The organism is Erwinia sp. GW821-FHT03D09 (assembly GCF_059420805.1).
The window spans coordinates 212,190-237,600 of record NZ_JBWKUK010000004.1; the positions used below are offsets into that span (position 1 = coordinate 212,190).

General features: G+C 55.5%; 24 protein-coding genes and 2 pseudogenes. 12 read left to right on the top strand and 14 right to left on the bottom strand.

The genetic code is table 11. The features are described 5' to 3' along the window. Positions 1–263: 263 nt before the first annotated feature. Both pyrF and yciH read left to right on the top strand, forming a co-directional pair. Positions 264–980 carry an orotidine-5'-phosphate decarboxylase gene (gene pyrF, locus AC07U6_RS05570; protein WP_494762834.1) on the top strand — a complete coding sequence of 239 codons (717 nt, stop codon included), beginning with the start codon at positions 264–266 and terminating at the stop codon, positions 978–980. Beyond that, positions 980–1,306 (top strand): stress response translation initiation inhibitor YciH, encoded by a 327-nt coding sequence (gene yciH, locus AC07U6_RS05575; protein ID WP_494762833.1) that lies wholly within the window; start codon positions 980–982, stop codon positions 1,304–1,306. Before pyrF ends, yciH begins: the two co-directional genes overlap by 1 nt. 167 nt (positions 1,307–1,473) lie before the next feature. Here the strand turns inward: yciH and osmB are convergent, their stop codons facing one another. Then, on the bottom strand, positions 1,474–1,689 hold the full coding sequence (gene osmB / locus AC07U6_RS05580) for an osmotically-inducible lipoprotein OsmB (protein WP_494762832.1): 216 nt from the start codon (positions 1,687–1,689) through the stop codon (positions 1,474–1,476). A gap of 316 nt (positions 1,690–2,005) precedes the next feature. Between osmB and araD the strand changes: the two genes are divergently transcribed. Both araD and AC07U6_RS05590 read left to right on the top strand, forming a co-directional pair. Further along, the gene (araD, locus tag AC07U6_RS05585) at positions 2,006–2,704 is read left to right on the top strand and encodes an L-ribulose-5-phosphate 4-epimerase (RefSeq protein WP_494762831.1); all 699 of its coding nucleotides are present in this window, start codon (positions 2,006–2,008) and stop codon (positions 2,702–2,704) included. A 176-nt stretch (positions 2,705–2,880) separates the two neighbouring features. Then, positions 2,881–3,740 (top strand): annotated as a pseudogene (locus AC07U6_RS05590) (crotonase/enoyl-CoA hydratase family protein). Between the two features lie 19 nt (positions 3,741–3,759). Here the strand turns inward: AC07U6_RS05590 and pdeR are convergent. The 4 genes from pdeR to AC07U6_RS05610 form a co-directional block, all read right to left on the bottom strand. Continuing rightward, positions 3,760–5,745 carry a cyclic di-GMP phosphodiesterase gene (gene pdeR / locus AC07U6_RS05595; RefSeq protein WP_494762830.1) on the bottom strand — a complete coding sequence of 662 codons (1,986 nt, stop codon included), beginning with the start codon at positions 5,743–5,745 and terminating at the stop codon, positions 3,760–3,762. Between the two features lie 254 nt (positions 5,746–5,999). Further along, entirely contained in the window at positions 6,000–8,081 is a 2,082-nt protein-coding gene (locus AC07U6_RS05600) for a carbon starvation CstA family protein (RefSeq protein ID WP_494762829.1), read from the bottom strand. Positions 8,082–8,256: 175 nt separating this feature from the next. Next, positions 8,257–10,206 (bottom strand): exoribonuclease II, encoded by a 1,950-nt coding sequence (locus tag AC07U6_RS05605; RefSeq protein WP_494762828.1) that lies wholly within the window; start codon positions 10,204–10,206, stop codon positions 8,257–8,259. A gap of 110 nt (positions 10,207–10,316) precedes the next feature. Further along, complete coding sequence (locus tag AC07U6_RS05610) at positions 10,317–12,623, bottom strand: FdhF/YdeP family oxidoreductase (RefSeq protein ID WP_494762827.1); 2,307 nt, start codon at positions 12,621–12,623, stop codon at positions 10,317–10,319. Between the two features lie 241 nt (positions 12,624–12,864). On the opposite strand from AC07U6_RS05610, the gene AC07U6_RS05615 reads away from it, so the two are divergent. From AC07U6_RS05615 to AC07U6_RS05630, 4 genes and pseudogenes are all read left to right on the top strand, one after another. Beyond that, positions 12,865–13,023 (top strand): hypothetical protein, encoded by a 159-nt coding sequence (locus AC07U6_RS05615; RefSeq protein ID WP_494762826.1) that lies wholly within the window; start codon positions 12,865–12,867, stop codon positions 13,021–13,023. After that, positions 13,005–13,130, top strand: a complete 126-nt coding sequence (locus AC07U6_RS05620) for a hypothetical protein (protein ID WP_494762825.1) — start codon at positions 13,005–13,007, stop codon at positions 13,128–13,130. The genes AC07U6_RS05615 and AC07U6_RS05620 overlap by 19 nt, the downstream gene beginning before the upstream one ends. Positions 13,131–13,138: 8 nt before the next feature. Further along, a pseudogene (locus tag AC07U6_RS05625) lies at positions 13,139–13,390 on the top strand (PTS sugar transporter subunit IIB); the annotation flags it as partial. A gap of 105 nt (positions 13,391–13,495) precedes the next feature. Continuing rightward, the gene (locus tag AC07U6_RS05630; RefSeq protein WP_494764501.1) at positions 13,496–14,392 is read left to right on the top strand and encodes a LysR family transcriptional regulator; all 897 of its coding nucleotides are present in this window, start codon (positions 13,496–13,498) and stop codon (positions 14,390–14,392) included. Positions 14,393–14,539: 147 nt separating this feature from the next. Here AC07U6_RS05630 and AC07U6_RS05635 read toward each other — a convergent pair whose 3' ends face one another. The 9 genes from AC07U6_RS05635 to pspF form a co-directional block, all read right to left on the bottom strand. Further along, positions 14,540–15,685, bottom strand: a complete 1,146-nt coding sequence (locus AC07U6_RS05635; protein ID WP_494762824.1) for a CMD domain-containing protein — start codon at positions 15,683–15,685, stop codon at positions 14,540–14,542. 228 nt (positions 15,686–15,913) lie between these two features. Next, entirely contained in the window at positions 15,914–16,720 is an 807-nt protein-coding gene (sapF, locus tag AC07U6_RS05640) for a putrescine export ABC transporter ATP-binding protein SapF (protein WP_494762823.1), read from the bottom strand. Next, a complete protein-coding gene (sapD, locus tag AC07U6_RS05645) occupies positions 16,720–17,712 on the bottom strand; it encodes a putrescine export ABC transporter ATP-binding protein SapD (RefSeq protein ID WP_494762822.1) in 993 nt (330 codons plus the stop codon). Before sapD ends, sapF begins: the two co-directional genes overlap by 1 nt. Then, on the bottom strand, positions 17,712–18,602 hold the full coding sequence (gene sapC, locus AC07U6_RS05650; protein WP_494762821.1) for a putrescine export ABC transporter permease SapC: 891 nt from the start codon (positions 18,600–18,602) through the stop codon (positions 17,712–17,714). Before sapC ends, sapD begins: the two co-directional genes overlap by 1 nt. 641 nt (positions 18,603–19,243) lie before the next feature. Then, positions 19,244–19,507 carry an MchS3 family protein gene (locus AC07U6_RS05655; protein ID WP_494762820.1) on the bottom strand — a complete coding sequence of 88 codons (264 nt, stop codon included), beginning with the start codon at positions 19,505–19,507 and terminating at the stop codon, positions 19,244–19,246. Continuing rightward, positions 19,492–19,647 carry a hypothetical protein gene (locus AC07U6_RS05660; RefSeq protein ID WP_494762819.1) on the bottom strand — a complete coding sequence of 52 codons (156 nt, stop codon included), beginning with the start codon at positions 19,645–19,647 and terminating at the stop codon, positions 19,492–19,494. The genes AC07U6_RS05655 and AC07U6_RS05660 overlap by 16 nt, the downstream gene beginning before the upstream one ends. A 151-nt stretch (positions 19,648–19,798) precedes the next feature. Beyond that, on the bottom strand, positions 19,799–20,764 hold the full coding sequence (gene sapB / locus AC07U6_RS05665; RefSeq protein ID WP_494762818.1) for a putrescine export ABC transporter permease SapB: 966 nt from the start codon (positions 20,762–20,764) through the stop codon (positions 19,799–19,801). Next, on the bottom strand, positions 20,761–22,389 hold the full coding sequence (sapA, locus tag AC07U6_RS05670) for an ABC transporter substrate-binding protein SapA (RefSeq protein WP_494762817.1): 1,629 nt from the start codon (positions 22,387–22,389) through the stop codon (positions 20,761–20,763). The genes sapB and sapA overlap by 4 nt, the downstream gene beginning before the upstream one ends. Positions 22,390–22,694: 305 nt before the next feature. Further along, on the bottom strand, positions 22,695–23,684 hold the full coding sequence (gene pspF / locus AC07U6_RS05675; RefSeq protein ID WP_494762816.1) for a phage shock protein operon transcriptional activator: 990 nt from the start codon (positions 23,682–23,684) through the stop codon (positions 22,695–22,697). A 187-nt stretch (positions 23,685–23,871) separates the two neighbouring features. On the opposite strand from pspF, the gene pspA reads away from it, so the two are divergent. From pspA to pspD, 4 genes are read left to right on the top strand one after another with little or no spacing between them, the layout of a single operon-like run. Then, complete coding sequence (gene pspA / locus AC07U6_RS05680; protein ID WP_494762815.1) at positions 23,872–24,537, top strand: phage shock protein PspA; 666 nt, start codon at positions 23,872–23,874, stop codon at positions 24,535–24,537. 35 nt (positions 24,538–24,572) lie between these two features. After that, a complete protein-coding gene (gene pspB, locus AC07U6_RS05685; RefSeq protein ID WP_105594712.1) occupies positions 24,573–24,800 on the top strand; it encodes an envelope stress response membrane protein PspB in 228 nt (75 codons plus the stop codon). Beyond that, positions 24,797–25,147 carry an envelope stress response membrane protein PspC gene (gene pspC, locus AC07U6_RS05690; protein ID WP_494762814.1) on the top strand — a complete coding sequence of 117 codons (351 nt, stop codon included), beginning with the start codon at positions 24,797–24,799 and terminating at the stop codon, positions 25,145–25,147. The genes pspB and pspC overlap by 4 nt, the downstream gene beginning before the upstream one ends. A 26-nt stretch (positions 25,148–25,173) precedes the next feature. Beyond that, positions 25,174–25,404: a phage shock protein PspD gene (pspD, locus tag AC07U6_RS05695; protein WP_494762813.1), complete on the top strand. Its 231-nt coding sequence runs from the start codon at positions 25,174–25,176 to the stop codon at positions 25,402–25,404. Positions 25,405–25,411 lie beyond the last annotated feature (7 nt).

Here is a 25,411-nt window from a genome sequence, read left to right on the forward strand (position 1 = left end):
GATCTTTATTTAGTTACAACATACTAATTCTTTCTGCAGTTGTACGATGCCAGTAACCTTGGAGGCGTAAAGCCTGGCAGGGCGGAAAGAGATAGTCGTCGCCCATCGCTAATAATTCTCAAGGGGTTAACTGTGAATTTGCGCTATCCGCAGGTAAAATGCCTGCCGTTTCCGTTTTCAGCCAACAGCCTGTAATGCCTGGCTGAATTCCTGCGACTATCCTGTTTGCGCCATGCGGTGCTCCACTTAAAGAGGGTTTATTGATGCATTCACCTCAGCTTACCGGCTCACCGATTGTGGTAGCGTTAGATTATGCCGATCGCGACCTTGCACTGGCCTTTGTTGACCAGATTGAACCCGGCAGCTGCCGCCTGAAAGTGGGGAAAGAGATGTTTACCCTGTTCGGTCCGCAGCTGGTGCGCGATCTGCAGCAGCGCGGTTTCGACGTCTTCCTGGACCTCAAGTTCCATGATATTCCGAATACCACGGCGCATGCGGTGGCCGCAGCAGCGGATCTGGGCGTGTGGATGGTCAACGTTCACGCCAGCGGCGGCGCCCGGATGATGAATGCGGCTCGCGAAGCACTGCTGCCGTTTGGCAAAGAAGCCCCGCTGCTGATCGCTGTAACCGTGCTGACCAGTATGGATGCGGACGACCTGCGCGGTCTGGGGATTGAGCTGTCTCCTGCCGATCAGGCCGAGCGCCTTGCACGGTTGACCCATCAATGTGGGCTGGATGGCGTAGTGTGTTCAGCGCAGGAAGCCAGCCGCTTTAAGCAGGTTATCGGTCAGGAATTTAAGCTGGTTACCCCGGGGATACGCCCGGCGGGCAGCGATGCGGGCGATCAGCGCCGCATTATGACTCCGCAGCAGGCGGTGCAGGCCGGCGTTGATTATATGGTGATCGGGCGTCCGATTACCCTGGCGGCTAATCCGGCGGCGACGCTGCAAGCGATCCTTTCCTCACTTCAGGAGGCATAATGGCTGACGATAACAGCAGGCTGGTCTATTCAACCACAACCGGCCGTATTGACGAAGTTAAAGAGAAACCGCAGCGCCCTAAAGGTGACGGCATTGTTCGCATCCAGCGTCAGACCAGCGGTCGTAAAGGGAAGGGCGTGTGTCTGATCTCGGGGATTGATGTGGACGATGCCGAGCTGGAAAAGCTGGCTGCCGAACTAAAGAAAAAATGCGGCTGCGGCGGTGCGGTGAAAGACGGTGTGATTGAAATTCAGGGTGACAAGCGCGATTTGCTGAAAACGTTGCTGGAAGCCAAAGGCCATAAGGTTAAACTCGCTGGAGGCTGATGCACGGTCTTGTATGCTGAGCATCATCTGATCAAAGGCCTGCCGTTAGCGTCAAAGTGGAAAGCAGTGTTTAAGCAAGATGCAGATTCAGCAAACATGAGGCCGCAAATGCGGCCTCAAATGTTTCCTTTTCGCTGCGGTAGCCAGAGATATTGTGTGCAAGCGAATTAATCGATCTGATGTCCGATAATACCCCCGACGGCCGCGCCACCCACGGTACCTAAGCCGCTACCGTTAGTCAGAATCGAACCACCTATTGCACCGGCACCTGCGCCGATTGCCGTGTTGCGATCGCGCTTAGACCAGTTTGAACAGGCACTGAGAGAAAGAACCAGAGTTGCCGCCAGCATCGCGGCGGTAATGCGCTTTGTCGTATTTATCATTGTGAATACTCCTCAATTGCAGCGACTGATTACCCGATCAAGTATAGTGGATACCCGGATTTTCGGCCTGGAACCGTCGATTATTCCGGCGATCCTGCTATTAGTTAGTGAGCTGACTATCACTACAGCTAGCTATCTGTATTAATTATAGAAGCTGTTGCTTTACTGCCGAGGTAATAATTCCGAATATTACCGCTGCCCTGCCGCACAGAACGCTGCGGACAGCCGGAAACTGCCTTTATCCAGCTATTATCCCCATACCCGCTTTTATCGCCTGCGCCGACAATGACTCACGGACCTAATCGGAGAGTCAACGATGCTTGAACAACTGAAACAGCAGGTACTGGAAGCTAATCTCGCGCTACCGCACTACGGCCTGGTCACGTTCACCTGGGGCAACGTCAGCGCCATCGATCGCCAGCAGGGGCTGGTGGTGATTAAACCTTCCGGGGTGAGCTACGAGCAGATGCAGCGTGACGATATGGTGGTGGTGGAACTGGAAAGCGGCAGGGCGGTTGAAGGTGCTAAACGGCCATCTTCAGACACCGATACTCACCGCGCTTTGTATCTGGCATGGCCGGATATTGGTGGGATTGTCCATACTCACTCCCGCCATGCCACTATCTGGGCGCAGGCCGGCCGGGATATTCCCGCCTGGGGGACAACGCATGCCGATGACTTCTACGGTGCCGTACCCTGCACGCGCAAGATGACCGATGCTGAAATCAAAGAACGGTACGAGTGGGAAACCGGGCAGGTCATTATTGAAACTTTGCGCGACCGTGAAATCGATCCGCTGGCTATTCCCGCCGTGCTGGTCAACTCGCACGGCCCATTTTGCTGGGGAAAAAGCGCAGACGATGCTGTACACAGTGCCGTCGTGTTGGAAGAAGTTGCCTGTATGGGGATCTTCAGCCAGCAGCTTGCGCCCGAGCTGCCTGTGATGCAGCAAACCCTGCTGGATAAACACTACCTGCGTAAACACGGTGCCGGGGCCTACTACGGCCAGAAGTGATGTTCATCGCCGGTGATTTAAGAGTGAGGTTACTCAATTTATCTGGCGGTTTATTGTCACTTTTTGTCTGAAAATTTACTGATTTACTTTAATAATCAAACAGCCATTTAGTGTAAACATCCTGTCGATTAGGCTGGATCTGCGTAGTTAACGCATGACTAATCGAGGATAATAATATGACCGTTGTAAACCAGACTACCTGCAGACTGTTCAGTGAAGCCGGACAGATGACCCAGCTCTCCGCTTACTATGAGGAGGAGCGCCGGACCATGTGGATGCTGCTGCGGGCGCAGCCGCGCCCGAGCTTCAACCATCAGCTGATAGAGGAGATCATGGATCTCAGCTATGCGGCACAGCGCTCGGGACTGGCTATCGATTTTTGGGTTACCGGCTCACTGGTCCCCGGCATGTTTAATGCCGGTGGCGATCTCAGTTTTTTTGTCGAGTCGATCAAAAATGGCCGCCGCGAGGCGCTGCGGGCTTATGCGCGCGCCGGTGTGGACTGCATTCACGCGGCGGCAAGAGGCTTTGATACCGGTGCGGTAACTATGAGGGCAGTGCGCTGGGCGGCGGATTTGAAGCGGCACTGGCGCATCACTTTATTCTGGCGCAGAACACCGCGCGGATGGGCTTCCCTGAAATCGCCTTTAACCTGTTCCCGGGCATGGGCGGCTATTCGCTGGTTGCCCGCCGGGCGGGCATGAAGCTGGCAGAGGAGCTGATTTGTGAAGGCGAGTCGCACACCGCAGAGTGGTTTGAAACGCGCGGGCTGGTTGATCGTCTGTTCCAGCCGGACGAGGCTTATCGCAGCACGCGTACCTTTATTGACACGCTGCGGCCGAAACTGAACGGGGTGCGGGCAATGCTGAAAGCGCGGCCGCGCGTGCTTCAGCTAACTCGTGCCGAACTGATGGACATCACGGAAGACTGGGTTGATTTCGCCTTCAGCCTGGAACCAAAGGATATCGCCTATATGGAGCGTTTGGTTAATTTACAAAACCGCCGCAGCGCTCAAACCTTGTTGAAAGCGGGTTAAGTGCGTTAATCAACAGTAATCAGGCTTTAACAAGATATTGCGTAAGCCAGTGCTCGAGCTCATCAACGGGCATTGGCTTCGCGTACAGATAACCCTGACGCACGTCAACGCCGCAGGCCAGTGCGAATGCCTCTTCTTCTTCGGTTTCAATTCCTTCGGCAATGACCTGTAAATCCAGCGCACGGGCAACGGCAACAATTGCACGAACCAGCGTTTGTGAAATGGATTTCTCGTTTACATCACGAATAAAACTCTGGTCGAGCTTGATGGCATCAATCGGCACGCGCGCCAGCTGCGATAGTGATGAATAGCCGGTGCCGAAGTCATCAAGATGCACCGACGCGCCCAGCTGCTGGAATTCAGCCATCAGCACCAGCGCCTGGCTTTCATTTTCCATCAAGCAGCTTTCGGTCAGTTCGATATCAATCGGACAGCTCTCCAGCCCGGCTTCGTCCAGCGCCAGCTTGAGGTCGGTATAAATACTCTGATCGATAAGTTGCCGGGCGGAAACATTGACCGCCACACGCAGGAAAATCCCCTGCTTGCGCCATTCAAGGATCTGTTCCAGCACCGTCAGCATCACCCAGCGGCCGAGTGGTACAATCAGCCCGGACTCCTCGGCGTAGGAGATAAAGCGATCGGGGCGAACCAGGCCGCGTTCCGGAGAAAGCCAGCGGACCAGTGCCTCAACGCTGCTGACCGTGCCGTCGGCATCCAGCTTCGGCTGATAGTGGATCACCAGCTGGCTCAGCTCCAGCGCCTTGCGCAGGTTGGTGTCCAGCCAGAGGTATTCAAACACCCGCTGATTCATTTCGGTAGAGAATACGCTGAACTGGCCGCGACCGTTCTCTTTGGCGGTATACATCGCCGTATCGGCGTTGCGGATCAGATTGTCACGATCCTCGCCGTGCTGTGGAGCAATGGCGATACCGATTGAGCAGCCGGAATAAACCTCAATCAGACCGATGCGGAAGGTCTGCTTCAGCCGGTCGATAATACGTGAAGCGATGGCTTCCAGCGCAGCCTGAGTCGTATCTTCGGCCAGCACAATAAACTCATCGCCGCCGAGGCGGGCCAGAGTCTGATTCTTCTCGAGGCAGCTCAGAATGGCCAGTGAAACAGCCTGGAGCAACTGATCGCCAAACATATGGCCGTAAACGTCGTTAACCTTTTTAAAATTATCCAGATCCAGATACACCACGCCCACCTGTTCGTTTGCGCGATTCTCCAGTACCTCCGTAATACGATCGTTAATCGCCGTACGGTTTGGCAGGCCGGTAATCGTATCGGTATTGGCCAGAACACGCAGGCGCTCCTGCGCCCGGCGTTCTTCGGTAATATCCGTCCCCGAACAGATCAGATAAATTTCATTTTTTCCGCTGCCGCTGTGGACGAATTTATTGCGGAACAGGAATAAACGCTGGCCCATTTTCGTTTTGATCCAGCGTTCGACTTCATAGGAGCTGCCTTCCCGAAAGAAGGTGCTGATATTGCGGCGAGAAGACGCGGCTTCCTGTCGTGTCATAAACAGCTGGAACACGTTACAACCGATCACTTCCTGCTCTTTCAGGCCGGCATACTCTTCACTCAGGCGGTTAAAGCGTTGGATATTGCCGTGCTGATCGAGGATGACGATCACCGAATTGGCTTCGGACACTACCTGCTCGGCGAAGGACAGCCCGAGTGCGAGATCGCGCGCCACCGCTGAGGTGTCCCCCCAGGCCGAGGCGGTGCCCGCCCACTGGGACAGACTCACTTTGCGGCCGACCAGATGCATGGACAGCGCAGTGCCGTAGAGTGAGAGCGTCAGGTTAATGCTGGATGTGACCACCGTCATCTCGCGAATCATGCGGGCCTGTGCGGCATCCAGCGGTATGGCGATATTGATTTCGCCATTCTCTTCCTGGGCGAAGTGCAGCGCATCGCTGTCAGAGCGTAAATGCCAATAAGGGCTACTGGTGCCAAACCAGGCGTATAGCAGCGTTTGCCCCCGTTCATCGGTCATTTATTCTTTCTCCTTGGTGATGCAGTGCAGATGGTATCTTCTTATTTTAGCAACACTATTAGCCGGTTGCAGAATCCCGAGACACAATAGCAATTAATCCAGGCTGATTAAATCAGGATAAATAAAAAATCTCCCCGACCGTTAGATCGGGGAAACTCATCATTAGCAATAACGCAATTGGCAGATTGTTTAACATGCCCTCAGAAAAATAATGCAATAAATGCCGGGCATGGACAGCGTTTTGGCCGGTGAAGTCAGAGACGATTTGCCGTACTCTGTGCCGTTTCACTACGCAGAACAATCTCGCTTTCGTGCGTGGTCGGCTGACTGTTTTGCAGCGCACGACGGATAACAAAGAAGGACGAAATCAACATGGTGGCAGCAACCAGCATAAAGAAGCCGCATAGCGCAGCGTTAATCTGGTTACTCATCACGATAGTCTGCATATCCGCCACGCTTTTCGCCGGGGCAATCACCACGCCCTGATCGATACCGGTGGAGAATTTCTTCGCCTGGGCGAGGAAACCAATCGATGGTTTTTCGTGGAAGATTTTCTGCCATCCGGCAGTCATTGAGGTAACGAATAGCCAGGCAGTCGGCAAAATAGTCACCCAGGCATAGCGCTGTTTTTTCATCTTAAACAGCACCACGGTACCCAGAATCAGCGCCATCGAAGCCAGCATCTGGTTGCCGATGCCGAACAGCGGCCACAGGGTATTAATGCCGCCCAGCGGATCGATGACGCCCTGGTAGACGAAGAAGCCCCAGCCGGAAACGGCCACCGTCGTGCCGATAATATTGCCGAACCAGGAGCGGTTATTCGCCAGCGCCGGGATAGCGGTACCCGCAAGGTCCTGCACCATAAACCGGCAGGCACGAGTACCGGCATCAACCGCCGTCAGGATAAACAGCGCCTCAAAGAGGATGGCAAAGTGATACCAGAAGGCCATCATCGCCCGACTGTTAAATACCTCGGTGATGATATGCGCCATGCCAACGGCAAAGGTCGGTGCGCCACCTGCACGGGAAAGAATCGAGGTTTCTCCTACGTCGCGGGCAATCGCGGTCAGCATCTCCGGCGTGATGACAAAGCCCCAGCCGTTAATCGCCTGCGCCGCACTTTCTACCGTGGTGCCAATCAGCGCCGCCGGGGCATTCATCGCAAAGTAGATGCCCGGGTCCAGCACCGAGGCGCAGATCAGCGCCATAATGGCCACAAAGGACTCCATCAGCATCGCGCCGTAGCCGAGTATGCGAATATGGCTTTCACGTTCCACCAGCTTCGGCGTTGTGCCGCTGGAAACCAGCGCGTGGAAGCCCGAGATCGCACCACAGGCAATGGTGATAAACAGGAACGGGAACAGTCCGCCGGAGAATACCGGTCCGCTGCCGTCAATAAAGCGCGTTACCGCCGGCATTTTCATTTCCGGCATGGCAAAAATAATCCCCACTGCCAGACCAACAATTACCCCGATTTTCAGGAAGGTGGAAAGATAGTCGCGCGGTGCCAGCAGCAGCCACACCGGCAAAACTGAAGCCACGAAGCCGTAGATCACCAGCACCAGCGTCAGGGTGGTGCCTTTCAGGGTAAAGAACGGCCCCCAGAAAGGATGCAGGGCGATATCACCGCCGTAAATAATCGCCGCCATCATCAGTACGAAGCCTATCAGCGACACTTCGGCGACATGGCCGGGGCGGAGGAAGCGCATATAGATGCCCATAAACAGGGCAATCGGCAGGGTGGCGGCGATAGAAAACATGCCCCACGGACTGTCGGTCAGTGCTTTCACGACCACCAGCGCCAGCGCGGAAAGAATAATAATCATCACGCCCAGCGCACCGAGCATGGTGATTACCCCGGCGAACGCGCCCAGTTCCTGGCGGGCCATTTCCCCTAACGAGCGTCCGTCGCGGCGTGTGGAGATAAACAGGATCAGGAAGTCCTGCACCGCACCGGCCAGCATTACACCGATCAAGATCCACAACGTACCGGGCAGGAAGCCCATCTGGGCGGCCAGAATCGGCCCAACCAGCGGCCCGGCGCCGGCAATCGCGGCGAAATGATGCCCGAACAGCACCCATTTATTGGTGGGAACGTAGTCCAGACCGTCGTTTTTACGCTCGGCGGGGGTCATGCGACGATCGTCCAGCTCAAAAATATTGCGGGCAATAAACAGACTGTAGAATCGATAAGCAATGCTGTAGCAGGCAACGGCAGCCACCACCAGCCAAAGTGCGTTAACCGGTTCGCCTCGATTCAATGCCAGCATGGCAAATGCGCAGGCACCGACGATGGCCACGGCAATCCAGAGCAAACTTGCCTTGACGTTTTTCATCACATTACTCCTTGTAAGAACCGCAAAGGGGAGAGGGAATCAGCAAGTTAAAAATAGTGTAATTAAATGTAAAAGAAAGGTTATCAATCGGGAAGTGTGAACTGTCGGGGATTTTTTTACGCAGGGAAGAGAGAAATAATGCGGGATAACCGGGTCAGTTATCCCGCAGTCAGCTTTAAGCTGCCGGGCGTGCTACCACGCTACGGGTTTCCATACGCACTTCGGCGATGGTGACCTCAATAACGTCGGTAACGCGATAAGCCACTTCGCCTTTAATCATCACAGAGCCGTTTTCATTGCTGCACACCAGCTCATCACGCACCGCGTGAATAAACGGAGTCGGGATAAACGCGACTGCACCGTTGTCCAGCAGGCGAACGCGCATACCTCCACGCGAGACGTCGATAATCTCGGCGCTGAAACGCTGGTCGGTTCCCACCGCTTTTTGCAGGAAACGCGAGTAGAGCCAGTCGCCCACATCACGTTCCGCCATGCGGTTCTGGCGGCGGCGCTCGGCCATTTTTACCGTCAGTTCATCAGCAGGGCGTTCAGCCGCTTCACCTTTAATAATCGCTTTCAGCAGGCGATGGTTGATCATATCGCCGAACTTACGAATCGGTGATGTCCAGGTTGCGTACGCCTCAAGACCCAGACCAAAATGCGGGCCGGGTTCAATGCTGACTTCGGCAAACGACTGGAAGCGGCGAATGCGGCTGTCGAGGAACTGGGTAGGCAGGGCATCCAGCTCGCGACGCAACTCGCGAAAGCCTTCCAGCGTGGCAATCGCCGCCGGGTTGGCGGTAATGCCGTGGTTGGCCAGCACGGCAGCGGCCTGCTCGGCGTTAACCAGGTCGAAGCCTGAATGCACGTTATAAACGCCGAAGCCCAGATTATCGCGCAGCACGGTAGCGGCACAGATATTGGCCAGAATCATGGACTCTTCAACGATGCGGTTGGCGATGCGACGATGTTCAGCGATGATATCCAGCACTTCGCCTTTTTCGCCCAGCAGGAAGCGGAAGTCAGGGCGATCCTTGAACACCAGCGCATGGGTCTGACGCCATTCACTGCGTGCCAGGCACAGACGATGCAGCAGGCGGATCTGCTGAGCAATTGCTTCATTTTCCGGCTGCCATTCACCGGCACCGTCATTTTCCAGCCAGTCTGAAACGTTATCGTAAGCCAGTTTGGCTTTGGATTCGATCCAGGCGGCGAAGAACTGAATGTCGCTGGCCGGTGTGCCGTCTGCGGCGATTTTCACGCGACAGGCCAGCACCGGGCGGCGTTCGCTCGGGCGCAGCGAGCAGATATTGTCCGACAGCTGACGTGGCAGCATCGGGATATTGAAGCCCGGCAGATAGTTGGTGAACGAACGTTCGGCGGCGATTTTATCCAGCTTGCTGCCCGGTTTCACATAGGCAGTGGGGTCGGCAATGGCAATCGTCAGCAGCAGTTCGCCATCGCTGGTCTCTTCCACGTACAGCGCATCGTCCATATCTTCGGTACTGGCGCTGTCGATAGTCACGAAATTCAGGGCGGTGAGATCTTCACGTTGCAGATTCTCGTCCAGCATGTCTTCCGGGGTCGCGACATCCGGCGCTTCACGCTCCAGATTGTGACGTGACAGTGTCACCCACCACGGGGCCAGATGATCATCGCCGGTAGTGATAAATTCGGTCAGCTCGGCGTAGAAAGTGCGGTCGCCTTTCAGCGGATGGCGGCGCATCTCGGCTACCGCCCAGTCACCGTTCTGGAAATCATGTTTCACGCTACGATCGGCGCGACACTGGATAGCATCCTTGAGTAGAGGATGATCGGGAATAATAGACAGACGGTCGTCATTGTCCTTCCGCTGCACCCGGCCAACAAAGCGGGTGAGGAACGGCTCGATCAGGGTTTCCGGATCGGCCACTTCACGATCTTTATCGGTTTGCAGAACCGCTGAAATGCGGTCACCGTGCATCACTTTTTTCATGAACGGTGGCGGGATAAAGTAGCTTTTCTGAGCATCGACTTCCAGGAAGCCAAAGCCTTTTTCCGTGCCTTTTACCACACCCTCAACGCGAGGTGTCTGGGAGTGGAGTTTCTCTTTAAGCTGCGCGAGCAGCGGGTTATCCTGGAACATAATTTCAACAGTTTTCGTGGCCTAAGAGCGGCAGACAGTTTTACGCGATTAACCGCTTCGCGGCAAGTCCGGCATGAAAAGGGCGGCCATTTTTCCGGCCGCCCCCGCACTTACGCAATCCGCAGCTTGTGCTTAATCGGTGACAGAGAAATTTTCACCGGCACCGACTTCGAGGTTGGCGTACCGCTGATATCCCCGAAGCTGGATAACGGCACCAGCGGGTTAGTTTCCGGATAGTAGGCGGCCAGATTCCCGGCAGGAATGTTGTAGGGCACCAGCTTGAAGCCATGAACTTTACGGGTAATACCGTCGTTCCACACGGTTTCGATATCGACACTATCCCCGGCGGCAAAGCCCAGTTTTTCCATGTCCTGCGCATTGATAAACAGTACCTCACGCTGGCCGTAAACGCCGCGATAGCGATCGTCCAGACCGTAAATAGTGGTGTTGTACTGGTCGTGCGAACGCAGAGTTTGCAGCGTGAACGGCACCTCGGCATCCAGCGGGGGGAACAGCGAAGCCGGCAGTGCTGCATTGCTGAACTGCGCCTTCTCATGCGGGGTATTAAACCGCAGCTCCGCGGCGGCATTACCGAGATAGAAGCCGCCTTTGATATCGCATTTCGCGTTGAAATCCGCGAAGCCAGGAATAGTGGCGGCGATATGTTCGCGGATCAGATTATAATCCGCCGCCAGACCCAGCCAGTCCACTTTCTCATTGCCCAGCACCGCGTTGGCGATACCGGCGACGATCCAGGTTTCAGAACGCTGGGTATCAGCAATCGGTTTACCGACGCCTTCCGAAGCATGCACCATGCTGAACGAGTCTTCTACGGTAATAAACTGTGGACCGGTTGCCTGAATATCCTGCTCGGTACGGCCCAGCGTCGGCAGGATCAGTGCGTCAACCGCGCCCGGGCAGAGGTGGCTGCGGTTCAGTTTGGTACTGATCTGCACGGTCAGGCCACAGCGGCGCAGTGCTTCTTCGGTGCGCGGGCTGTCCGGTGCTGCAGCGGCGAGGTTACCGCCCAGAGCAATCAGAACCTTAATTTCATCGCGCAGCATCGCTTCCAACGCTTCCACGGTGTTGTGGCCGGGTTCGCGCGGTGGCTCAAAACCAAAATGCTCGCCCAGGCTATCGAGGAACGCTTTTGGCGGCTTCTCGTCAATCCCCATCGTACGGTTGCCCTGAACGTTACTGTGGCCGCGCACCGGGCAAAGCCCCGCACCTTTTTTACCCAGCTGGCCAAACAGCAGCTGCAGGTTGACGATTTCACGCACCGTATCGACGGAGTGTTTGTGCTGGGTAATACCCATCGCCCAGGTACAGATCACCCGATCGGCGCTCTGATAAATCGCCGCCGCTTCGCGGATCTGCTGCTCGCTCAGGCCGGACTGCTGGACGATCTGCGGCCATTCGGTGGCCTCCACTTCGGCCAGGTAGGCATCCACGCCTTCGGTTTTGGCATTGATAAAGGCTTCATCAAACAGCCCTTTCTCACCGGCGGCGATCAGCGCACGGTGATTTTCCGCCAGCACTTTTACCATACCGCGAACGGCTGCCATATCGCCGCCCAGATTCGGCTGGTAGTAGGTGGAACTGATCTGACCGGCCATGCTGGTCACGACTTCCAGCGGCTTCTGCGGGTCAGCAAAACGCTCCAGGCCACGCTCGCGCAGGGTATTGAAGGTGACAATCCTGGCGCCATGATCGGCGGCGTGGCGCAGGTTGTGCAGCATACGCGGGTGGTTGGTTCCCGGATTCTGGCCAAAGACGAAAATCGCATCGGCATGATCGAAGTCATCAAGGCGAATGGTGCCTTTACCTACGCCGATGCTGCGCTTCAGGCCGCTGCCGCTGGCCTCATGGCACATATTGGAACAGTCGGGGAAGTTGTTACTGCCGTTCAGGCGGCCAAACAGCTGATAAAGCCAGGACGCTTCATTACTGGCGCGTCCAGAGGTGTACAGCTCCATCTGGTGCGGATTGTCCATCGCTTTAATATGACGGGCGATCAGGGCAAACGCATCTTCCCAGCTAATTGGCTCGTAGCGGTCGGTCTGGCGGTTATAGCGCAGTGGCTCGGTCAGGCGGCCCTGATACTCCAGGAAGTAGTCGCTCTGCTGATAGAGCGACGTCACGCTGTACTGCGCAAAGAAGTCGGCACCAATATTGCGGCGGGTGGCTTCCCACGTGACCGCTTTGGCCCCGTTTTCGCAGAAGCTGAAGGTACTTTTATTATCATCGCCCCAGGCACAGCCGGGGCAGTCGAAGCCTTTTGCCTTGTTCATGCGCATCAGGTTGCGCATGTTTTTTAACACTTGTTTGCTGTCGAAGACAAAACGGGTGGTGGCTTCCAGTGAACCCCAACCACCGGCCGCGGCCTGGTAGGGTTTAATCGCTTCTTTAAATTTCATGATATGCAGGCTTATGTTGAAATGATGTTAAGAAGTTATGACTGCTTTTGGCTAAGTGTGATGTCAGGAGGCGGAATTGTCTAATTGATTGCAGCGATGAAGCGATAGTTAGTATTTATCGTGGAATTGTTAAAATTGCGATGCTGTTCAAAAAATAGTCGCCGGTTTTTCCCTGCGGTACGGCGATCCCTCCGCTGTCGTCTAATACTTAGCGTTCACTAAGCCGGGCGGGAGAGGCCAGATGAAAAAAATTGCCAGCAGCGTTCATGCATTTGGTAAAGCGCTAATGATGCCGATTTCGGTGATTGCTGCCGCCGGGATCTTTCTGGGCGTGGTGGCGGCGATGCAAAATCCGGCCATCACCGGCGAGGCCTTTCCGCGATGCAGGTGCCGCAGCTGATCATCGGTTTTATCCGTAAAGTTGCGGGCGCGCTGTTCGCCAACCTGCCGCTGGTGGGCGTGCTGCTGGCGGTTATTTGGCCCACCGTCGGCCTCGGCATTGTGTGACGCCGCCGGTGGAGGCCGCAGAGCGGATCAAAGTGATTATCAGCGGCCTGGGCGGTGCGGAAAATATCGAAGATGTTGACTGCTGCTTTACCCGTCTGCGCGTGCGGGTAAAAGATATGAAAGAGGTGGTGGACGCCACGCTGATGAGCACCGGGGCCAACGGCGTGAACCGCGTCAGCGATACGGATGTGCAGGTGATCTACGGTCCGCAGGTGGAGAAAATCGCCGGAGAGGTGAAAAGCGCGCTGGGGATGGCCTGACGTGCCAGTATGATTAACCGGAAAGGTTGTGTTTGTACCTGGAATAGTACGTCGCTATACTTCCGGATAATACTTAGTTTTATATCTCTATGGAATATAAAGAAAATAGACATTAAGCAGCTCATTTACCTGTGTAATCTGGAGCGTGAACGCCACTTTGGCCGTGCCGCCGAGGCCAGTTTTGTCAGCCAGCCGACCCTCTCCATGCGCCTGAAAAATCTGGAGCGCGAGCTTGGGCTTTCGCTGATCAATCGTAGCAATAACTTTGACGGTTTTACGCCAGAGGGCGAGCGCGTGCTGTCGTGGGCGCGGGAAATCGTTTCGGTTTATCAGGGGCTGAAGCTGGAAGTGGAATCGCTGAAGCACGGCGTCAGCGGCACGCTGCGTATCGGTGTGGTACCGCAGTGCAGTATTTCCCTGCCGCAGCTGCTGAAGGTGATATCCGATCGCTACCCCCAGCTCGATTATCGTATCGCGGTGCTCAGCGCAGACCAGCTGCTGGAAGCACTGAACAGCCATACGGTGGATGTCGGCATCGGTTTCTTTGAGCTGGCAACGCTGCGTGAACTGCATTTCCAGGCAGAGATGCTCGACGATCGCGGCGTTGAGGTTATCTGGCATCCGCAGCATTTCCCTCGGCTGGCGGGAGACACGCCGCTGGCTCTGGAAGAGATGGGGTCGCTGCCGCTGTGCCTGGCTGACCGCACGCGCTATTTCCGCCGCTATCTGGACAGCCACTTCCTCGACGCCGGGATTAATTTACGCGTGGTAATGGAAACAACCTCTATCTTCCAGTTAATTCAGGGCGTGCAGGTGGGGCTGGGCTGCCTGATTTCCCCGGTCGGGCATTTGATCCCGGAAGCAATCAGCGATCTCAGTCGGCGCCCGCTGCTAATGCCGCCGATGTCGCGGCACGGCGCGGTGGTGATTGCTGAGCCGGGACGGGCCACGCCGCTGGCGCAGCACTTCTTTGATGAAGTCCGGCATCTGCTGGTTGGCTGATAGCAGGCCGGCAACATCTTTTACTGAATTTCAGAGTGCTATCGGCTTGTTAACGTCGCTTGCTGGGGTTCGGGAAGGCCATCAGGTTACGGCATCTGCGGTTGAATCTTATGATTGCCATCAGGTCTGCATCAAGCCGCTGAGACATCAGTGATTTTCCAGACTGACGGTACCCAGGCTCTGCATCAGACGATTTGACCAGCCTGCGGCGGCCACGCTCAGAATCGCGTCGAAAATCTCTGCGCTGGATAAACCAGCCTCGCGCAGCGGCTGTACATGCGCAGCGCTAAAGCGTTCGGGTGCCCGGGTCAGCTGGGATGCCAGCAGAATAATCGCTTTTTGCCGTTCAGTGGCGATGCTTAACGCCCGATCGACATTTTCCCACAGCGCATCGCGCAGCTCTCCTGGCGGATAGTGAGCAAAGCAAACGCTGCTGCCGTTAATACGTGCAGCCACCGCGGCCGCAAGAGCGGTATCATCCGACGCGTGCTGTTTCTCCAGTGCCGACAGCAGATGTCCCCAGCCGTTCAGCACGTCGCCATCCTGTGCCAGCAGCCAGACAAAACTTTCAGGCTGGATCAGCGGCGAACAGAAGGTGAGTGCTTCAAGCTGGTCGGCAGCGGCATAGCGCGGTTCGAGCGGTGCCAGTGCGGGCTGCCATTCTCCGGCCGAGAGTGAATCCGCATCGGGCGGGACGCTCACGCCCGGCATCCAGCGCACCGGCAGTGCCATTAGCGCATGGATACCCGCTACAACCCGAGCCTGGTAGCTGACGAAGCCGATAATCTGGCTGAAGGTAATGATATCTGGCGCGGTTAACCCCACCTCATCCAGGCGCTGAAGAGCCGCGGAATCAATCAGCGTCGGTTGCCCGGCAAGCTGGCGGGCATATTCGGTGATCTGCGTTAAGCGGCGATTGCTTTCGCGCGAGGAGTCCGGCCCCGGCAGCGGGTTCAGACGCGCCGCATAGTGGTTGCACAGGCGCTGAATTCCCGCGACCTGCGCCACGGTCAGCGCGGTACTGATGCGGTCGTACAGCGTCAGGGTATGCGTCAGACTGGTGGGCAGCTGGCTGGGAAACAGCAGCTGATACAGATCGCGCGACGCCAGATGCAGCGCCTGCGCGCGCTGCACGATAGTCTTTAATTCTCCTTCCGCCTGCTGGGTCAGACCAAGTAAAAAACGGTCTGTAATATCGGCGGCCTCAGGCACCAGCGCACTGCGCTGAGCGGGCAGACTGGTCTGGGTTTCATGATACCAGTGACTGTTGCCGGGAAAACGGCGTTGTTCCATGGTCATTCCTTTTGAAGTTAACTGACCGTCGGGGCCGTTAAGGTCAAAGGCTCCGCCGATCTGAATGGCATGAATATCGTGACGTAAGCGCTGTAGCGAGCAAAATAATGATCGGTGCTATTAAATAGCTGGAAGATATAAGGGCTTAGAAACAGCAGGGACACCGGGACAACGCGGCAGTTTCACCGCGTGCGTCCGAAAGTATTTGATAAAAGGAGGGATGAAGGATTAACGGTCTTTGCGCCAGGCATCGGCGGTCAGTGGTTCACCAAAATGGCTGGTAATCAGGCGCTTAGTGAGTTCGTGTAGCGGGCAGGCCAGCACATCTGCGGTGCTGCCGCGCTCAACCACTTCACCCTGATGCATCACCAGCACCCGATCGCTGATGTGTTTCATCATGCCGAGGTGCTGAGTCACATAGATGTAGGCGATGCGATGTCGATCCTGCAGCTCCAGCATCAGATTAATCAGCTGAGAACGCATCGACATATCCAGCGAGGCCAGCGCCTCATCGGCAATGATCACCCGGGGCTGGAGGATCAGCGCGCGGGCCAGGCCGATACGCTGCTTCTGCCCCGGGGCCAGCATATGCGGATAGTAGGCGGCGTGATCGCGCAGCAGCCCGACCTTGCGCAGGGTGTCAATAATTCGCTTCTCACGCTCCTCGGCACTTAGTTCGGTATTGAGTCGCAGGGGCAGATCCAGAATCTGGCTGATGCGCTGACGAGGATTGAGCGAGTTAGAGGGGTCCTGGAATATCATACGAATACGCTGGCTGCGATAGCCATAATCACCGTACTCCAGGGCATGATCGTCAATCATCATTTCACCGGAGGAGGGTTCAATCATTCCACTCAGCATTTTAGCCAGCGTTGACTTACCCGAGCCGTTCTCACCGATAATCGCCAGCGTCTGGCCCTCACGCACGGTAAAACTGACATCTTTAACCGCTTCAACGTGCTGTCGGCGAAACAGCCCGGTACGGTAGCGGTAGGTTTTACTGAGATTGCGCACTTCCAGTAGCGTTTCGTCCATTACTGTTGCTCCGTATTCAGCGGGAAGTGGCAGGCGTACAGATGATTCTTCGAACCGCTCAGCCGCGGCGTTTCAATACAGGTGCGCTGCGCGTAAGGGCAACGTGGCCCCAGCCGGCAGCCAATCGGCAGATGCTCCAGCGACGGGATGGCGCCCGGTAGGGTATTGAGCCGGCTTTTGTGCGGCAGTGAGCGGCCAAAGTCCGGCATCGCGCGGATCAGCGCCTGAGTATACGGATGATGAGGCGCGCTAATCAGTTCTTCGCTGACCGCTGTCTCTACCGTCTGGCCGCAGTACATCACATTAATCTTATCGGCCCAGTGGCTCAGCATCTGCAGGTCGTGGCTGATCAGCAGAATGGTGGTGTTGTTGTTCTGATTCAGCCTTGAGAGCAGGCGGAAAATCTGCGCCTGGGTTGTCGGCTCCATGGCGTTAGTGGGTTCGTCGGCAATCAGCAGGCGGGGCTGGTTGGCCAGTGCGATCGCGATCATCACCTTCTGACATTCGCCGTCGGTCAGCTCGTAGGGGAAACTGCGCATAATATCTTTGTGATCTTTAATGCCGACCCGGTGCAGTAGTTCAATGGCTCGATAATGGCGCCAGCGAAAACGCTGATACCAGCGGCCTTTCCACGTTGAACCAGGAATGACCTGCTTGAGCTGTCTGCCAATCCTTTCGGATGGATCGAGGCAGGACTGCGGCTCCTGAAAAATCATCGACACGTTTTGGCCAACGAGTTTACGCCGCTCGCGGGGTGAAAGATGCAGCAGATCGATATCATCAAAACGCATGCGGTCAGCGGTAATGCGCCAGTTATCCTTGGTCACACCGCATATCGCCTTGGCGATCAGGCTTTTACCTGAACCGGATTCGCCCACCAGCCCGCGAATCTCGCCCTCGGTCAGGGTAATGCTGACGCGATCGACCGCCTTGACCGGGCCGTCGGCGGTCATAAATTCTATGGTCAGATTACGAATATCGAGCAGCGGCATTATTCGACTCCCGCAACGATGGCCCGGCGCAAGCCGTCACCCAACAGGTTGACGATCAGTACACAAAGCATAATCGCTGCGCCGGGTAACATCACGGTCCAGGGTGCAACATAAATCAATTCGAGGGAATCCCCCAGCATCGCGCCCCATTCTGGCGAAGGCAGCTGCGCGCCGAGGTCGAGAAAGCCAAGTGCGGCAATGTCGAGAATGGCCATCGACAGCGCACGGGTAAACTCAGTTACCAGCAGCGCAAGAATGTTCGGTAAAATCGCGTGCCACAGAATATCAAGGTTGCTGGCACCGTCGAGCCGGGATGCCACCACGTACTCTTTTTCCAGCTCATCGTGTACCGCACTATAAATGGCGCGTACCAGCCTCGGCAGAATCGCCAGAAACACCGCCAGCATGGCATTTTCCAGCCTTGGCCCCATGAAGGCGACCACGATGATCGCCAACAGCAGGGAAGGAATGGAGAGCAGGGTATCCAGCACGTGGTTCATCACCGCCGAACGCAGACCGTGCGTCAACCCCGCCAGCACCCCCAACAGCATGGCGCAAATCGCAGCAGCCATGGTGATCACAATCGCCGATCCCACGGTGGGCGCGGCGCCGCTCAGCATCCGGCTGAGCAAATCGCGCCCCAGATCGTCGGTACCGAGGAAAAAGGATACGTCGCCGTAGCGCGACCAGGACGGCGGTAGCAGCTGATAGCCGAGGAACTGCTGATCGATGCCGTAAGGCGCAATCAGATTGCCAAAGATGCACAGCAGTAGGACGGCACCGAAGCAGTACAGGCCAATCATCGCCGTGGTGTCGTGATAGAACAGCCGCCACGTATGGCGCAGCGGACTGGGCGGGCGCTTCTCTGCGTAGATATTATCGGCGGACATGAGTGTCCGCTGGCGTTTTTTTGTGCGAAGTTATATTAAACTCTATTTTCATATCATCATCTTACGTTGAAATCACGCCTAAGGCACACCCATTCTGGTGACATTCGATTGCAGAGTGAACCCGTACATTTCAGCATAGATGATTATCCGTCTATTACAGTGTCACAAGCAAGAGACGGGGGCGTTATTCCTCCAGAAATCCACGGTACGGTAAGAAGCCCCTACAACACGGGAAGCGGATAAACAAACGACTGCGATGCTCCTGCTTATCGGCCTGTTTGCGACAGAGTTCGCTAACAACGAAAGCATGGGCCTCAGGAAATGACTGGCTGAATGTCAGCGCAAAGGAAGATTTTAAATGATTAGTTATTGAATTTCGCCTAAATTAGCGGAATTCAACGATGATTTTAATTTAGGTCACGTTATTAAAATCTGAAGTTAAGAGTATAAATCCCTGCTGGATACATAATACTGGAGGATGTTCACGGTTTCCAGCAGCTGTTTGCTGCATCGATCCATGAGCCCATATCTTTTCCGCGAAGATCTATAATATTCGTTGACTCCCTGCCACCCTGTCAATTCATTACACCAGATACCTGCTCATTTGATTTCGTATTTAAAACTTCCATTATGGCACTCCTTTAATTACATCCATTGGTTTTAATTCCATTTATTAAACTGCTAAATTTTTCCTTTCTTAGTACGTCTCCCTTTAACACAGTAACCGTTTTTTTATCGAGTTTTTTATCTGGGTGAATATTATCCAACTGATTTTTCGCCCAAAGCCCACAGGCGGCATAGGCCTTGTCTTCCGGCGTGGAATCAAGGGTTTGTATTATTTTTTTAAAAATTAAAACAGCATTGTCGTTATTAAGAACTTTTTCATAGATCAGTTGTTCTGGCATTTTTTTGCTACAAAACCATTGAAGCCAAGAGAAAAAACCTCAACTGATGCTAACTCTTTCTCTATATTTATTTCATTGGCATGCGTTGATAAGGTTGTCATGCTAAAGGTGCTAATAAAATAAATTTTTATCCATTTCATCCTGCTCTCCCTGAACGGGTTTACACTATAATTAATCAATATATTTTTCTTGGTGTCGAGTCTATGGTTGTTGTTTTTAAAATAGCATTGGCGGGACTTTACCCCGCCGACGAATTTTACATTCTGCGAACTTGTAACCAGAACTTATACCCTAGCGTAGTGCATACCATTCCTTATGCTTCAGCGGATTCGTCATCGCCCCGAGGATATCGGCCAGCACGTTCACCGCGATCACCAGCGCGCCGACTACCATGACCCCGGCGGAAATCGCCGCGTAATCCTGCTGGCGGATGGCGTTAATCAGCCAGCGGCCCAGGCCAGGCCAGTTGAAGACCATTTCGGTAATCATCGCCAGCGTTAACATGGTAGAGAACTGCAGGCCGAGGCGCGGAATTACCGGCGGTACGGCGTTATGCAGCACGTGGCGGCGGATAATAGTAAATAGCGACAGCCCGCGCGTGGCGGCTGCCTTAACGTAGTTCTCCTCCATGACGTCACGGGTACTGATGCGCAGCAGGCGGATCACCTCGGTGGTGGGGGCCACCGACAGCGCGGCAACCGGCAGGATCATATGGGTGAGGGCGCTGACAATCATCTCATGTCGCCATGGTGAATTGGAAAGAAACGCATCAATCAGCGCAAAACCGGTAATACTTTTCACCGGATACAGCAGATCGAAACGGCCCGACACCGGCAACCAGCCGAGATTGAGCGAGAAAAACAGTGTCAGCAGCAGCGCCAGCCAGAATACCGGCAGGGAAAAACCCAGCAGAGCAAGGGCGCTCAGCAGCTTATCCTGCCACTTATTACGCATCACACCGGCCACAATTCCCAGAGGGATGCCCACCAGCATCGCCAGCGCAAAGGCCATAAAGCACAGCTCCAGCGTAGCCGGGAAAACCTCACGCAGCTGCTGGTTAATCGACTGGCCGTTAATGCTCGAAACGCCAAAATCCAGCTGCAGAATGCCTTTGAACCAGAAGGTCCAGGCGTCGATCAACGATGCGCCCTGTAGCGGGGCATGGGGGGTAAAATAGCTCAGGCTGAAGCCGATCAGCGTCAGCATAAACAGGGTCACGATAAACAGCACCAGCCGGCGCAGCGTATAAATAATCACGGTGAAGTCTCCTCACCGTTGTCGCGATGGACGCCGGCGAATGACGCATTGCCAAACGGACTCAATACCAGTCCCTTAATATCATAGCGGTAGGCCTGCAGGCGCAGTGAATAAGCCAGCGGCAGCACCGGCAGCTCTTTCGCCAGCAGCGCCTGGGCGCGATCGTAATAGTTGATACGGGTGGCCAGCTGCTGGGAAAGCAGCGCCCGGTGGACGAGATCGTCGAACTCGGGGTTGCACCAGTGAGCGTAGTTGGTCTGCGAAGCGATCGCCGCGCAGCTCAGTAGCGGCCGGAAGAAGCTGTCAGGATCGTTACTGTCGGTGGACCAGCCGGTCAGGGTCAGATCGTGGTTCATCTCCATCAGGCGCGCCTCCTGGAAGCGGCCATCAACCTGCACAATGGTCACCCGCACGCCGATCTGCGCCAGATCGGCCTGCAGCAGTTCAGCGGTTTTCATCGGGCTGGGGTTCCACGCCTGCGATGCGGAAGGCACCCACAGATTGAGATGCAGATTATCGATCCCCAACGCTTTCAGCTCTTCGCGGGCCTTTTGCGGGTTGTAGGGGGTAATGCGCGCATCGGTGTCGTAGGCCCAGGAGGCGCGCGGCAAAATCGAGGCTGCGGTTTCCGCCGTACCGTAAAAAATCGACTCCATCAGGCGTTCATTATTAATCCCCAGCGCCAGCGCCTGGCGCACTTCAGGGCGATCGAGCGGTGGCTTGCGGGTATTAAAGGCCAGAAAGGCGGTATTCATCCCCGGTCGTAGCGTCAGGCGCAGACGCGGATCGTCACGCAGAATGGAAAGCTGGCTGGCGGCGGGATAGGCCAGCACATCGCACTCGCCGGTCAGCAGTTTGGACAAGCGCCCGGTGCCGCCCGCGCCGAGATCGATCACCACCTGCGACATGCGCGGGGTGCCTTTCCAGTAATTTTCGTTACGCTGCAGGCGAATATACTGCCCGGCGCGATACTCGCTGAGCATAAACGGCCCGGTGCCGACCGGTTCGCGGTCCAACTGCTCCTGACGATCGCTTTTGGTCAGCTTTTCGGCGTATTCCGCCGAAAGGACGGGCGCATAGTGGGTGGCGAGATGCCACAGAAACGAAGCATCCGGGCTGTTCAGGCGGATCTCAACGGTATTTTTATCCAGTTTTTTTATGCTTTGTACCGCGTCGGAAAATTGCAGGCTGTCAAAGTAGGGATAGCTGCCGCCGTTAACGTTATGCCAGGGATGCTGGCGATTAAACACGCGATCGAAACTGAAGACCACATCATCGGCGTTCATCGGCCTTGTTGGCGTAAACCACGCGGTTTTCTGGAAGGCGACCTTCTGGCGCAGATGGAAACGGTAGGTCGCGCCGTTATCCAGTACTTCCCAACTTTCAGCCAGCTCGGGGATGAGCCGGTAGGTATAAGGATCAACATCCAGCAGACGGTCGTAAAACTGCGCGGCAAGGGTATCCACCACCAGACCGCCGCTGGCCATCTGCGGATTAAAGGTGTTCATAACGCCGTTAACGCAGTAGACAAACCCGCTCTGGCGGATATCGCCGGGCGTTGCCGACCACGCCTGGGCACTGAAAACGCCGAGGCTGAGTAACAGGGTGGAAAATAGTTTGCGCATAATTGGTCTGATATTTAAGGCATAAGCAGAGTGTACCGCACTCTCACCGTATGGCTACAGCCCGGCAGGATAACTGACGGCTAATTCGCCTGCAAAAGAGCATACTGTTACCAGGGGTGTTCAAAATACACCCAATATCACTACGGTAATGAGAAGGATTCTCAACAAAGTACTTTACAAAAAGAAGTGAGAATGATTATTATTGGCTTGCGCTTCACCGGTGGCTCTACCGGAGAAGAGCACGACATTGCTCACATTGCTTCCAGTATTTTTCAGCCCATCTTGAGTGGGCTTTTTTTTGTCCGTTATTCATCCCCGCCGATCGCGTGCTTTTTCAGCATCGCCCGCAGCTGGTGGTAGCTAACGCCCAGCAATTCTGCGGCCCGCCGCTGGTTAAATCGCGCCTGAGCGAGGCTTTTTTCTACCAGCAGGCGCTCCTGACGCTGCTGCCAGTGACGAAGGTCAAAAGGCAGGTCGGGCAGGGGATCGCCTTTGTCCGCTTCGGCCTGTTCCCCTGGTGACGTTTTGCTGAACGGGTTGATGATGATGGTATCCAGCAACCGCTCGCTGTCCGCATGGTGATACACCGAACGCTCCACCACGTTTTTCAGCTCGCGCACGTTACCGGGCCAGCCGTAAGCCAGCAGCTCCTGCTGCGCGCCGGATGAAAAACCGGGGAACAGCGGCAGACCGAGTTCGCGGCACATCTGCATGGCGAAGTGCTGTGCCATCACCAGAATATCACTGCGGCGCTCGCGCAGTGGCGGCAGCTGCACGACGTCAAACGCCAGCCGGTCGAGCAGGTCGGCACGGAATTTCCCTTCACGCGCCAGCTGCGGCAGATCGTCGTTGGTGGCGCACACCAGCCGTACGCTGACCTGCAACGGTTGACTGCCGCCAACGCGTTCAAGATGGCCGTATTCAATCACCCGCAGCAGCTTTTCCTGCACCAGCATTGGCGCGGTAGCCAGCTCATCAAGAAACAGCGTACCGCCGTCCGCGCGCTCAAAGCGGCCCAGATGGCGCTTCTGCGCACCGGTAAACGCGCCCGCCTCATGGCCGAACAGTTCGGAGTCCAGCAGATTTTCATTCAGCGCCGCGCAGTTCAGTGAAATAAACGGCCCCTGCCAGCGGGATGACAGGTAATGCAGGCGGCTGGCTATCAGCTCTTTCCCCGTGCCACGTTCACCCACCACCAGCACCGGTTTATTCAGCGGCGCGAGTCTGGAAACCTGCTCCAGCACTTCCAGAAAGTTGTTTGATTCCCCCAGCAGGGTGTCGGAACGATCGCTCATAATGAAATTCACCAGGATTTAGCGAGATTAACCACTGTAGAGTTTATCCTGGCGGCTGTAAATACGTATGGCCATTAAAAATCAATAATATAAAAACTGGCACGCCTTTTGAATAGTGTTATCCCGTACCGCACGATCAACGTGTTTAAACGGCAGACGCCGGGATCTAATTGAAGAGGATTGTATTATGGGAATTTTTTCTCGTTTCGCCGACATCGTGAACGCCAATATTAACGCGCTGCTGGAAAAGGCCGAAGATCCGCAGAAGCTGGTTCGCCTGATGATTCAGGAAATGGAAGATACGCTGGTGGAAGTGCGTACCACCTCCGCCCGCGCGCTGGCCGAAAAGAAACAGCTGCTGCGCCGCATTGACCAGGCGGAAACCCAACAGGCGGAGTGGCAGGATAAGGCCGAGCTGGCACTGAGCAAAGATAAAGAAGATCTGGCTCGCGCTGCGCTGATTGAAAAACAGAAATTAACCGACCTGATCGCCGTGCTGCAGCAGGAATCCAGCCAGGTGGAAGAGAGCCTGACCCGCATGAAAGGCGAAATCGGTGAACTGGAGAACAAACTGAATGAAACACGTGCTCGCCAACAGGCGCTGACTCTGCGTCACCAGGCGGCTTCTTCTTCTCGTGACGTTCGTCGCCAGCTGGACAGCGGTAAAATCGATGAAGCGATGGCGCGCTTTGAGTCGTTCGAGCGCCGCATCGACCATATGGAAGCGGAAGCCGAAAGCCACAGCTTTGGTAAAAAGAAAACCCTCGACCAGCAGTTTGCTGAACTGCAGGCGGACGATGAAATCAGCCAGCAGCTGGCGGCCCTGAAAGCTAAAATGAGCCGCAGCGAGTAAGCTAACCGTCAACGGGCCTGTATTAAGGAGAATCAATGAGCGCGTTATTTCTTGCTATACCGTTAACTATTTTTGTGCTGTTCGTCGCGCCGATCTGGCTGTGGCTGCACTACAGCAACCGGCAGAACCGCGGTGGCGATCTGTCGCAGGGGGACCTGCAGCGGCTGCAACAGCTGACCGGCGATGCGAAAAAAATGCGTGAGCGCATTCAGGCGCTGGAAGCGATTCTCGACGCCGAGCATCCGAACTGGAGGCAGCCATGAACCATCGCCATAAGCTTTACCGTATTCCGCAGCAGGGCAAGCTAAAGGGCGTCTGCGCCGGGATTGCTAACTATCTGGATATTCCGGTGCGGCTGGTACGGGTGATTGTGGTGTTGTCGATGTTCTTCGGGCTGTTTGTATTTACCCTGGTCGCCTATGCGGCGCTGGCTCTGGTGCTGGATGAGATGCCGCAGAGCGAACTGGACAACCAGTCGTCGCTGAATGCATCCCAGCTGCTGGATGAGCTTAGCCGCGAGCTGCGCGGCGGCGAACAGCAGCTGCGCGAGGTGGAGCGTTACGTCACGTCAGAAACCTTTACCGTGCGTAGCCGCTTCAGCCAGCTTTGATTGTGTCTACTCACGTGGAGAAAACTATGCGTCACGGGAAATCGATCCTGCGTCATCAGGCTGCCCCCGCGCTAAAAAAGGCGGGGAAATTTATACTGATCAGCGCCATTACCTATGGCCCGGCGGGCCTGAGCGGCTGGGCGGTAAAATCCGTGGCGCGCAAACCGTTGAAAATTTTACTGGCGTGGGCGCTGGAACCACTGCTCCGCTGCGTGATGCGGGGGGCTGTAGCAAAATGGATGAAACCTGCCCGCTAGCGCCAGT